Source organism: Plantibacter sp. CFBP 13570, assembly GCF_014841395.1.
Lineage (GTDB): Bacteria > Actinomycetota > Actinomycetes > Actinomycetales > Microbacteriaceae > Plantibacter > Plantibacter auratus.
Genome location: NZ_JACYTW010000082.1, coordinates 1 through 11,329, shown reverse-complemented (window position 1 = coordinate 11,329; position 11,329 = coordinate 1). Strand labels below are relative to the sequence as shown.

The 11,329-nt window shown below is 69.5% G+C and carries 8 protein-coding genes; 3 read left to right on the top strand and 5 right to left on the bottom strand.

What is annotated here, in order from left to right:
* Window positions 1–1,134 (top strand): 2-oxo acid dehydrogenase subunit E2 (locus IFT89_RS18130; protein WP_202939655.1); only part of this gene is annotated, 1,134 nt, incomplete at its 5' end.
* A 30-nt stretch (window positions 1,135–1,164) separates the two neighbouring features.
* On the opposite strand, the gene IFT89_RS18125 is transcribed toward IFT89_RS18130, so the two are convergent.
* A complete protein-coding gene (locus IFT89_RS18125; RefSeq protein WP_202939654.1) occupies window positions 1,165–2,682 on the bottom strand; it encodes a protein kinase domain-containing protein in 1,518 nt (505 codons plus the stop codon).
* A gap of 131 nt (window positions 2,683–2,813) precedes the next feature.
* Here IFT89_RS18125 and IFT89_RS18120 point away from each other — a divergent pair, with 131 nt between their 5' ends.
* Window positions 2,814–3,518: a DUF4191 domain-containing protein gene (locus IFT89_RS18120; RefSeq protein WP_071260054.1), complete on the top strand. Its 705-nt coding sequence runs from the start codon at window positions 2,814–2,816 to the stop codon at window positions 3,516–3,518.
* A gap of 88 nt (window positions 3,519–3,606) precedes the next feature.
* On the opposite strand, the gene IFT89_RS18115 is transcribed toward IFT89_RS18120, so the two are convergent.
* Window positions 3,607–4,038: an RDD family protein gene (locus IFT89_RS18115; RefSeq protein ID WP_202939653.1), complete on the bottom strand. Its 432-nt coding sequence runs from the start codon at window positions 4,036–4,038 to the stop codon at window positions 3,607–3,609.
* 139 nt (window positions 4,039–4,177) lie between these two features.
* Between IFT89_RS18115 and glnA the strand changes: the two genes are divergently transcribed.
* A complete protein-coding gene (gene glnA, locus IFT89_RS18110; protein ID WP_056005986.1) occupies window positions 4,178–5,602 on the top strand; it encodes a type I glutamate--ammonia ligase in 1,425 nt (474 codons plus the stop codon).
* Window positions 5,603–5,677: 75 nt separating this feature from the next.
* Here glnA and IFT89_RS18105 read toward each other — a convergent pair whose 3' ends face one another.
* The 3 genes from IFT89_RS18105 to IFT89_RS18095 all read right to left on the bottom strand — a co-directional run.
* Window positions 5,678–8,671: a bifunctional [glutamine synthetase] adenylyltransferase/[glutamine synthetase]-adenylyl-L-tyrosine phosphorylase gene (locus IFT89_RS18105; RefSeq protein WP_137241721.1), complete on the bottom strand. Its 2,994-nt coding sequence runs from the start codon at window positions 8,669–8,671 to the stop codon at window positions 5,678–5,680.
* 21 nt (window positions 8,672–8,692) lie between these two features.
* Window positions 8,693–10,048 carry a glutamine synthetase family protein gene (locus tag IFT89_RS18100; RefSeq protein ID WP_079705870.1) on the bottom strand — a complete coding sequence of 452 codons (1,356 nt, stop codon included), beginning with the start codon at window positions 10,046–10,048 and terminating at the stop codon, window positions 8,693–8,695.
* Window positions 10,049–10,145: 97 nt separating this feature from the next.
* The coding region (locus IFT89_RS18095) for a hypothetical protein (RefSeq protein WP_202939652.1) at window positions 10,146–11,329 on the bottom strand (1,184 nt) is incomplete at its 5' end.

Below are 11,329 nucleotides of genomic sequence, written 5' to 3'. Positions count from 1 at the left end.
GAGCCGGCACCTGCTGCCGCGCCGGCTCCCGCTGCTGCTCCGGCTCCCGCCGCTGCGCCTGCTGCTGCACCGGCACCTGCCGCTGCACCGGCACCTGCTGCTGCTGCTCCGGCTCCTGCTGCTGCTCCGGCTCCCGCTGCTGCTCCGGCTCCCGCCGCTGCGCCTGCTGCTGCTCCGGCACCTGCCGCTGCACCTGCTGCTGCTCCGGCCGCCGCTTCAACGCCTGCCGCCGGCGGGGTCGTCAACTCCGGTTACGTCACGCCGCTGGTGCGTCGTCTCGCCAACCAGCACGGCGTCGACCTCAGCACGGTCACCGGCACCGGTGTCGGCGGACGTATCCGCAAGGAAGACGTCCTGCAGGCTCAGAGCGCCGGTGGCGCCACGGAGTCGCCCGCTGCTCCGACCGTCCAGGTCTCCGAGCTGCGTGGCACGAGCAAGGCCATGTCGCGTCTGCGCAAGGTCGTCGCTGAGCGCGCGGTCGCTTCGATGCAGGGCACCGCCCAGCTGACGAGCGTCGTCGAGGTCGACGTCACGAAGGTCGCGGCACTCCGCACGGCCGTCAAGGACGAGTTCCTCGCCAAGACCGGCAACAAGCTGTCGTTCCTGCCGTTCTTCGCCCTTGCCGCCAGCGAGGCGCTCCAGACGTACCCGATCATCAACGCCACCGTCGATGGCGACCAGATCGTGTACCCGGAGACGGAGAACCTCGCGATCGCCGTGGACACCGAGCGTGGCCTGCTGACGCCGGTCATCCGCAACTCGGGCTCCAAGTCGATCGCCGAGCTCGGCGCCGAGATCGCCGATCTCGCGCAGCGCACTCGCGACAACAAGCTGCAGCCGGACGAGCTGTCGGGCGGCACGTTCACGCTGACCAACACCGGTTCGCGCGGCGCCCTGTTCGACACCCCGATCGTGTTCCTGCCGCAGTCGGCGATCCTGGGTACGGGTATCGTCACGAAGAAGCCGGTCGTCGTCACGGTCGACGGTGCAGACGCGATCGCAATCCGTTCGACGGTCTACCTCGCGCTGAGCTACGACCACCGCATCATCGACGGCGCGGACGCTGCACGCTTCCTCGTCCAGGTGAAGAACCGCCTCGAAGCAGGCGACTTCCGCGACTCGCTCGGGATCTGATCCCGAACCGATCGCGCTGTGTGCATCGCCTCATCCGGCGGTGAACACCTCCCGCAGACGCCAGCCCGTCTCGCCCCTCACCACGAGGAGCGTGACGGGCTGTCGTCGTCCTGCGGCGGCCTCGTCCGTCTCGGACGGCTCGGCCGTGCCGCGGAGGACCGCCGCGTCGCCCTGACGGTCGACGAGGTCCAGACTCGCCGCATCGATCGATCCGATCCCGACACCGAGGTGCTCGTCGTCCTCGAACGGGGACCCGCGTTCGACGGAGTCCCAGACGCACCCCTCCTCCCCCGTCGTGCGGCACTGATCCCGTCGACGGACGAGCTCGCGGGCCGCGGCCGCCGGATCGTCACCGGTGACCACGTCGACGGCGCCGGCTTCGTCCGCCGCTGACGTCGGTGTCTCCACCGGTGGCGCGATCGTCGTGACCGCCGCGGACGCCGGGCCGACCGAACCGGCCGGCGTCGGCGCGATCGCGGTGCTCGGGTCTTCGGACGGCAGGAACACCATCGCAGCCGACACCAGTGCCGCTGCCGCGCCCGCCGCTCCGATCACGAGTCGACGACGTCTCGGGCTGGAGTCGACGGACGGCGTCGAGCGGCCGGCGGCCGCTACCCGTGTGCCTCGACCGGGTCGCCAGGCCAGACGACGACGCAGCGACGACGCGGGATGTCGTGACCGACGCCTCGATTCGACCGCGGCTCGTCGGGTCGGCGGGAGCGGAGCGGTCCGCTGCGCGCGATCGGCGGAAGCACGGATGGCATCGGCAGGTGATGCGGACGGCGGGTCGACGCGGTCGAGCAGGACCGGGAGCGGTCGTGCCAGGGCGTGGATCCGCTGTTGCAGTCGATTGGCGATCTCGTGGTCGGCGAGTTCAGGCACGACGTCGGCCCAGGCCACGGTCGAGGGGGTCTCGTCGGGGTCGGTCGCCTGCAGGACACCGTCCATGAGCCCCGCGAACGCCGTCCAATCGGCAGCGAACGCCGGAGCGGTGCGGCCGAGCCCACCATCGATGGTCTGGTGGTCCACGGGAGCTGCGGCCGACCAGCCGGAGAGGACCGGTCGGCCGTCGTCGGCGAAGCGCACGGCCGAAGCGTTGATCGACCCGTGGCTGATCCCGGAGAGGTGCGCTGCGCGGATGGCGTCGACCAATGGTGCCAGGATCGTGACGGCCTCACCGGGAGCGATCGACTCCCGGCGGCGCAACAGTTCTCCCAACGTGCCACCGGCGAGCCGCTCGACCAGCAGACACGGGAGGCCGTTCGGATCCTCGGCGACGTCGACGAGTCTCACGATGTGCGGGTGGTCGAGTCGGGACAGGATGGCCGCGCGACGCCAGAGGTTGCGTTCGGCGGCGTCCGCCCTCGCTCGGAGCAGCACGGCGTCGCCCGCCGGGGCGGCCTGGTCGGTACGCCCTCCGTGCGCGGATCCGGCGTGGGCGAGCACCGTCGAGTAGGCCGTCCACTCCCGGCCCTCGCCCAAGCGCCGGACGAGACGACGGCCGGCAACTCGGGTTGTGGTGGCCGACGGGTCTGGCAGTGTTTCCATAGCTCGATCCTCCGACGCGGAGCCCCGTCCGACGGCGTCGGCGCACGCGGCTGTGGACAAGCTCCCCGCGCTGCCGGCCTGTGGAGCAGAACGCAGCATCAGGACCCTCCGTCACCGGCTATCCTGGGAGCATGGCTCAGAAGGACGCGCCCCCGGCGGCGCAGAAGGAACCAGGGCGGATCAAGCAGCTCTGGCAGGTGTTCCAGCTCACCCGTCGCCACGACAAGGCGGCGCAGTGGTTGATGCTCGGCGGCTTCATCCTGCCGGTGCTCATCGGTGTCGCGGTCGCGCTGCTGTTCTCGGCGGGCAACATCTTCGCGCTCGTCATGTGGATCATCGCGGGCGTGCTCGCCGGCATCCTCGCGGCTCTGTTCATCCTCACCCGGCGCGCGGACAAGGTCGTCTACACGCAGATCGAGGGTCGGCCGGGCGCGGTGGGCCAGGTGCTCCGCGCTGCCCCGCGCTCGTGGCAGACCAGCGAGATGCCCGTCGCCGTGAACCCGAAGACCCAGGACGCGATCTACCGGGCCGTGGGCCGTGGTGGCGTCGCACTGATCGCCGAAGGACCCCGATCGCGGACCTCACGCCTGCTCGAGGACGAGAAGCGCAAGGTCACCCGCATCCTCCCGAACGTGCCGATCACGGTCTTCCACGTCGGCCCGGACGCCGACTCGGTGCAGCTCCGTCAGCTCTCCGGCGCCCTCCGGAAGGTCAAGAAGTCCTTGACCAACCCCGAGGTGCTCGCGGTCAGCAACCGTCTGTCCTCGTTCGGGACGCAGCTCCCCATCCCGAAGGGCGTCGACCCGATGCGGGTCCGCCCGCAGCGCGCGCGCTGACCCACCGACACCGCTCGGAACACCTCGCGGTACGGAAACGACGGCCGCCCTCCTGACGGAGGGCGGCCGTTCGCGTTTCCGGCTGCGTTCAGCGCACCCGCAGGAGCACCGTGCCGGCGACCTTGTCGTGGAAGCCGCGCTGGTCCGAATCCCAGACGAGCGCCGGGATGAGCACGCAGAGGAGCACCGTCCGGACGGCCGGCCGCCAGAGTCCGACCCACCCGCCGGTCAACGGCATGAGACGCATCCCGCAGAGGCGATGGCCGAGACTGCCGCCGATGGTCGGGATGAACACGAACTGCATGATGGCGAAGATCACGAGCGTCGCGGTGGCGTCGTAGGCGAAGAACGCGACGGAGAGGACGACCGCCAGGGCCCAGTCGATGACGAGGGCGGTGATCCGCCGACCGACCCGCGCGACCGACCTGACGCCGCTCTCCGGGAGTCCCAGGCGTTCACCGGGGAAGGCGCTGGGAGGAAGCTCTCCGAAGGTCCGTGGATTCTGCGGGGTGTGGGGCACTGTGCCATTCTATTCGGGCGGGGATTCTCGTAACATCCACGAAACATGGGTGTCATGGCGGGGTAACCCCCTCCCCGTAGTCTCACAGATGGCTGCGCTGTGCAGCCTCCCTGTACCAACCCCATTTGGAGCCATTCACATGTTCAGTGATTCTTCCGAAGTGCTCAAGTTCATCAAGGACACCGATGTCAAGTTCCTCGACATCCGCTTCACGGACCTTCCCGGCGTGCAGCAGCACTTCAACATCCCGGCCAGCACCGTCGACGAGGAGTTCTTCACCGTCGGCCAGCTCTTCGATGGTTCGTCCATCCGTGGCTTCGCCAACATCCACGAGTCGGACATGCAGCTCATCCCGGATGTCTCCACCGCTTACATCGACGCCTTCCGTGCCGAGCGCACGCTCATCATGGTGTTCGACATCTACAACCCCCGCAACGGCGAGATCTACTCCAAGGACCCGCGTCAGGTCGCCAAGAAGGCTGAGAAGTACCTCGCCTCGACCGGCATCGCCGACACCGCGTTCTTCGCGCCCGAGGCCGAGTTCTACATCTTCGACGACGTCCGATACGAGGTGAACCAGCACTCGAGCTTCTACTCGGTGGACTCCGAAGAGGGAGCCTGGAACACCGGCCGCGCAGAAGAGGGCGGCAACCTCGGCAACAAGACGCCCTACAAGGGTGGCTACTTCCCCGTCAGCCCCGTCGACAAGCAGGCCGACCTCCGCGACGACATCAGCCTCAAGCTGATCGACGCCGGCCTCATCCTCGAGCGCGCGCACCACGAGGTGGGCACCGGCGGCCAGGCCGAGATCAACTACCGCTTCGACACCATGGTCGCCGCGGCGGACGACATCCTCAAGTTCAAGTACATCGTGAAGAACACGGCTGAGCTGTGGGGCAAGACCGCGACGTTCATGCCGAAGCCGCTCTTCGGCGACAACGGCTCGGGCATGCACACGCACCAGTCGCTGTGGAGCGACGGCAAGCCGCTCTTCTACGACGAGAACGGCTACGGCGGCCTGTCCGACCTCGCCCGCTGGTACATCGGTGGCCTGCTGAAGCACGCCCCGGCCGTCCTGGCGTTCACGAACCCGACGGTGAACTCCTACCACCGCCTGGTCCCCGGCTTCGAGGCCCCCGTCAACCTGGTCTACTCGGCCGGTAACCGCTCGGCGTCGATCCGTATCCCGATCACGGGCACGAACCCGAAGGCCAAGCGCATCGAGTTCCGCGCGCCCGACGCCTCCGGCAACCCGTACCTCGCGTTCGCCGCTCAGCTGATGGCCGGCCTCGACGGCATCAAGAACCGCATCGAGCCGCACGAGCCCGTCGACAAGGACCTCTACGAGCTTCCCCCCGAGGAGGCCAAGAACATCCCGCAGGTGCCCGCATCGCTCGGCGCTGCCCTCGAGGCGCTCGAGGCGGACCACGAGTTCCTCCTCGCCGGCAACGTCTTCACGCCGGAGCTCATCGAGACCTGGATCCAGTACAAGCGCGAGAACGAGATCAAGCCGCTGGCCCAGCGCCCGCACCCGTTCGAGTTCGAGCTGTACTACGGCGTCTGACGACACCTGCTGTACCGCGAACCGCCCGTCATCCTCTCGGATGGCGGGCGGTTCCGTGTCGTCGAGGCGATCGGCTCAGATGCCGTAGAAGCCGTGCTCGAAGACCGTCCGGGCGCGCCGGGTGGCCGCGAGGTAGTCCTGTTCCAGGAGACTCGCCGATCCGGTCGGGTACTCCAGGAGTCGCGCCACGCCTTCGAGCTGTTGTCGATCGCTCGGCAGCACGTCTTGCGTCTTGTTCAACCACAGCGTCATGGCCGAGCGGATCCGCGACGCGAGGATCCAGGCCTCACGGAGTCGTTCGGCGGACTCCCGATCGACGAGATCCGCCTCCACCGCCGCGTCGAGCGCTCGGAGCGTCGAGGTGGTGCGCAACGACGGTACCGCCGCGCCGTGCTCGAGCTGGAGGAGCTGCACGAACCACTCGACGTCGCTGAGCGAGCCGCGCCCGAGCTTCAGATGTCTCGTCGGGTCGGCGCCCTGCGGCAGCCGCTCGTTCTCGACGCGTGCCTTGATCCGTTTGACCTCGCGGACGGACTGCTCGCTGATCGCGGCGGGGTAGCGGACCGTGTCCGCCACCTCGGTGAACGCCTCGATGAGCTCGGTGTCGCCGACGACTCCGGCGGCGCGGAGCAGCGCCTGCGCCTCCCAGGTGAGGGACCAGCGCGCGTAGTAGTTGCGGTAGGAGTCGAGGGAGCGCACGAGCGGACCGTTCTTCCCCTCGGGACGGAGGTCGAGGTCGAGGTCGAGCGGGAGCCGGGCGTCCTCGCTCAGACGCTTGAGTTCTGCGGCGATCGCTCCGGCCTGGCGCTGTGCATTCTGGGTGTCGACCCCTTCCTTCGGCCGGAACACGTAGAGGACGTCGAGGTCCGAACCGAGTCCGAGCTCAGCGCCGCCGTAGCGGCCCATGGCGATGACGGCGAACTCGATGTCCGCGCCGAGGCCGCCGATGCGTCTGACGGCGCCGAGGAGCCCTGCGAGCGTCGCCGTCGACACGTCCGTCAGTCCGGCGGCGAGGCCCTGCACGTCCAGCATGCCGACGGTCGACGACATCGCCAGCCGGAGGACTTCGCGTCGCCGCACCGCGCGGATGGCGGCGGCTGCGGTGTCCGGTGAGTCGTGTCGTCTGAGGATGGCGGCGATCTCCTCGCCGAGCGCGGTCGACGATCGCGGGAGGAGGTCCTCGTCTCCGGCGAGCCAAGCGGCCGACTCGGGGATGCGGTCCATGAGCTCGCCGATGAACCGGGACCCCGAGAGGACCCGCGTGAGCCGCTCGGCCGCGCCTGAGGAGTCGCGGAGCATCCGCAGGAACCAGTGCGACTCGCCGAGGGACTCGCTGAGCCGACGGAAGGCGAGCAATCCGTAGTCGGGATCGGCGCCGTCCGCGAACCAGCCGAGCATGACGGGGAGCAGATGCCGCTGGATGTTGGCGCGCCGCGACACGCCGGCGGTGAGCGCCCCGATGTGGGCGAGCGCGCCGCGCGGGTCGACGAAGCCGATCGCCGCGAGTCGCGCCTCCGCCTGACCGCTCGTCAGACTCAGACCGCTCTCGGGCAAGGCCGCGACCGCCGAGAGCAGCGGCCGGTAGAACAACCGCTCGTGCAGCTGCCGGACACCGTGCTTCGTGGCCTCCCATCGCGTGACGAGGGCCTGTGCGGTCGTCGCGAGCGTGCTCGATCGGGCCAGGGATCGGAGGGACGGCTCGTCGCGCGGCATCATGTGCGTGCGCTGCAGGCGCGTCAGCTGCAGGCGGTGTTCGAGCACGCGCAGCAGGCGGTAGTCGTGCGCGAACTCCTGCGCCTCGGCGCGACCGATGTACCCGGCGGTCGCGAGGCCGTCGAGGGCGGCGAGGGTGCCGCGTTGATGCACGGAGTCGTCGAGCTGTCCGTGGACGAGCTGCAGCAGTTGGACCGTGAACTCGATGTCGCGGAGCCCGCCCGGGCCGAGCTTGAGTTGGTAGTGGACGTCCTCCGCCGGGATGTGTTCGGTGACCCGTTCGCGCATGCGCTGGACCGATTCGACGAAGCCCTCTCGGGACGCACTCCCCCACACCTTCGGCTGCACCGCCTCGATGTAGCGGGCACCGAGCTCGGGATCGCCGGCGAGAGCCCGTGCCTTGAGGAGCGCCTGGAACTCCCAGCTCTTCGCCCAGCGGTCGTAGTACACGAGATGCGACTCGAGCGTGCGGACGAGGGCGCCGGCCTTCCCCTCCGGGCGGAGGTTCGGATCGACCTCCCACAGGCTCGGCTCGAGACCAGCCTGTCCGAGACCGCGCATGGTGAGGACCGCGAGCCGGGTGGCGATCTCGACGGCACGCCCGTTGTCGAGCCCGTCCTCGCCGTCGCCCGAACCCTCTCCGACGAAGATGACGTCGACGTCGGAGACGTAGTTCAGCTCCCGTGCGCCCGCCTTGCCCATGCCGATGATGGCGAAGCGGGTGGCTGCGACCTCTTCGCGCGGGTACACGCCGGGAGCCCTCGGGCCGCTCGTCTGCGTGCGTGCGACGGCGATGGAGGCCTCCAACGCACCGGCAGCGAGGTCGGAGAGAGCACTGGCGACCCGGTCGAGCACGACGATCGGATCCGGGGCGCAGAGGTCGAAGAGGGCGACCTCGGCGAGCAGTCGCCGGTAGACGACGCGGATCGCGTCCCAGGCCGGCTCCTCGACGATCGCGGCGAAGCCGTCCTCGGCACCAACGCTCGCGAGCAATTCGTCGCGCGCCTCCTGCAGCGTCGGGACGCGGGTGACCGGCAACTCGAACACCGACAGCTGGTCGGGGTGGCGGAGGAAGAAGTCGATGAACCCCTGCGAGGCGCCGAACAATCGGAACAGTCGCTCGGCCGAGGCCTGGTCCGCCAGGAGCGCTGAGAGCTCGTCGGGTGACTTCCGACCGACCATCAGCACACCGACCAGCGCGGCGTCGGGGTCGGCCGCGACGGCGAAGGAGGGCGACAGCGACGCCGGGTCGAGCTGGACGAGCTCGGCGAGCTCGTCCAGCCGGTCCCGCGCCTCACCCAGACCGGTGAACCCGAGACGGGCGAGCGTGCTCAGAGAGATGTTCTCGCGGACCATGCGACCGACCGGTCCCCTCGTCTAGAGCATCTCCAGGTTGCTGGCCAACTCGAAGGGGGTCACCTGAGCCCGGTACTCGTGCCATTCCTGTCGCTTGTTCAGGAGGACGTAGTTGAACACCTGCTCGCCGAGCGTCTCCGCCACGAGCTCGGAACCCTCCATGAGGCTGACGGCGCGATCGAGGCTGGCGGGCAGTGCGTTGTATCCCAGCGCCCGACGCTCGGTGTCGGAGAGGGTCCAGACGTTGTCCTCGGCCTCCGGCGGGAGCTCGTAGCCCTCCTCGATGCCCTTCAGCCCAGCAGCGAGCATGAGCGAGAAGGCGAGGTACGGGTTGGCGGCGGAGTCGATGGCGCGGTACTCGACCCGAGCGCTCTGGCCCTTGTTGGGCTTGTACAGCGGCACGCGCACGAGGGCCGAGCGGTTGTTGTGGCCCCAGCAGACGAAGCTCGGGGCCTCGGACAGCTTGTTCGGTCCGACGCCACCCCAGAGTCGCTTGTAGGAGTTCACGAACTGGTTCGTCACCGCGGTGATCTCCGGAGCGTGCGTCAGGAGTCCGGCGATGAACTGCCGGCCCGTCTTCGAGAGCTGGTACTGCGCACCCGCCTCGTAGAAGGCGTTCGAGTCACCCTCGAACAACGACATGTGCGTGTGCATGCCACTGCCGGGCTGGTGGACGAGCGGCTTCGGCATGAACGTCGCGTAGACGCCCTGCTCGATCGCCACCTCCTTCACGACGGTGCGGAAGGTCATGATGTTGTCGGCCGTCGTCAGGGCGTCGGCGTACCGCAGGTCGATCTCGTTCTGGCCGGGTCCCGCCTCGTGGTGGCTGAACTCGACGGAGATCCCGAGGTCTTCGAGCATCCGGACGGAACGTCGACGGAAGTCGTGCGCGGTGCCACCGGGGACGTTGTCGAAGTAGCCCGCGGAGTCGACCGGCTCCGGTCCGTCGACGCCGTACTGCGAGGACTTCAACAGGTAGAACTCGATCTCGGGGTGCGTGTAGAACGTGAACCCCATGTCGGCGGCCTTCGCCAGGGTGCGCTTCAAGACGTTCCGCGGGTCGGCGACGGCGGGCTGGCCGTCGGGCGTCGTGATGTCGCAGAACATGCGCGCCGTCGGGTCGATCTCGCCGCGCCACGGCAGGATCTGGAAGGTCGTCGGATCGGGGTGGGCCAGGAGGTCCGACTCGTAGGAGCGGCTGAGCCCCTCGATCGCCGATCCGTCGAAGCCGAGGCCCTCGGAGAACGCGCCTTCCACTTCGGCCGGGGCGATCGCGACGGACTTGAGCGTCCCGACGACATCGGTGAACCACAGCCGGACGAACTTGACGCCCCGCTCCTCGATCGTGCGGAGAACGAAGTCGCGCTGCTTATCCATCTGCCCCTCTTCCTTCGGCCGGCGGCCCGTGTCTAGGCTACTGGCTCCGTCCCCGTTCCCGCTCATCAGCGCGCGCTGGGCGTGGGCGATCCACGGCTCACCACCAGGCGAGGACGAAGAGTGCGGTCCAGCCGGCTGTCGCCGCCCACAGCAGCGAGAGTGCGGCGATCCGCAGCCGCGATCCGCGGTGGGCCCCCTGCCAGACGGGCACCAACCCGAGGCAACTCACGAGGAGGGCGATGGAGAGCCACGGCAACGCGGCGGGCACCCCGACGAGCGCGATCGCCGGACTCGAGGCAGCCGCACGGACGAGCACGACGGCTCCGCCGATCGCCCACGTCGCTCCGAACACCGGAGCGATCCCCAGCAGGAGACCGTCCTGGACCGGCTGGCGCCGAAGCGCCTGGGTGATCAGCCGGTAGCCCCACGCCACGGACCATCCGATGGCCACGAGCCCGAACAGGATGGGCAGCACCAGCAGCAACCACCTGCCACCGGCGTCCGACGAGGTCTGCTGGGCCCACCGTGGGCTCGCCGCGACATCGGCTCGATCGACGACGGTGACGGCCGCGTCGTCGGTGTCGCAGAGTGCCGCCCGATAGCTCGCCGGATCGCTGAGCCACGCACGCATCGCGACCCGTGCGCACGCACTGCTGACCGATGGGACGGCTCCCGACCCGGGGAAGACCGCCACGAGGGCGTTCGCCGTGCCATCGGCGACGGGGACGGCGAGGGCGGCGGCCTGTTCCGGGGCGCCGAGCACGAGGACCGACGTCCCGATCGCTCCCGGCGGCGGCGTCGCACTCACGGCGAACGAGGAGCAGGCAGCGGCCGCGACGTCCTCCAGCAGCGTCGGCGTGGTGACCTCCGCGTCCGAGCGTTCGATCGCCCCAGGCCAGCCGGTCGTCGAACACCCGAGCACGCGGTCGAGGATGCCACCGGAGTCGGCCAGCTGGGCGGTCGCATCGTTCGCCACGGGATCCAGCACCGTGCTGTCGCCGTCCGCGACCGAGCTCAGGAGCACCGGGAGTGCCGCCTGGGCGGTGGGTTCGGACAACGCGTGTGAGGCGATCGCCAAGAGCGCGTCGCCACCGAGGGTGATCGGGCGCGGTCCGGAGGTGCGGTGCGGTTCGGCGATGAGCTCATCGGTGGCGGCGCTGAGGATCCCGGCCGAACGTGCGACCTCGGTCGGCGCGGTGTCCGGGGTCGCGGACGCCGGTTGCTCAGCGGCGGCGGCCTGTGGTGCCGCCGGCGGGGACGGAACGGGACCCTGCGGCTCCT

What these genes read in the sequence shown, in the direction of transcription:
- glnA (WP_056005986.1), top strand. Translation starts at nt 4,178, where the DNA reads ATGTTCAGTGATTCTTCCGAAGTGCTCAAGTTCATCAAGGACACCGAT.
- IFT89_RS18105 (WP_137241721.1), bottom strand. Translation starts at nt 8,671, where the DNA reads ATGGTCCGCGAGAACATCTCTCTGAGCACGCTCGCCCGTCTCGGGTTC.
- IFT89_RS18125 (WP_202939654.1), bottom strand. Translation starts at nt 2,682, where the DNA reads ATGGAAACACTGCCAGACCCGTCGGCCACCACAACCCGAGTTGCCGGC.
- IFT89_RS18120 (WP_071260054.1), top strand. Translation starts at nt 2,814, where the DNA reads ATGGCTCAGAAGGACGCGCCCCCGGCGGCGCAGAAGGAACCAGGGCGG.
- IFT89_RS18100 (WP_079705870.1), bottom strand. Translation starts at nt 10,048, where the DNA reads ATGGATAAGCAGCGCGACTTCGTTCTCCGCACGATCGAGGAGCGGGGC.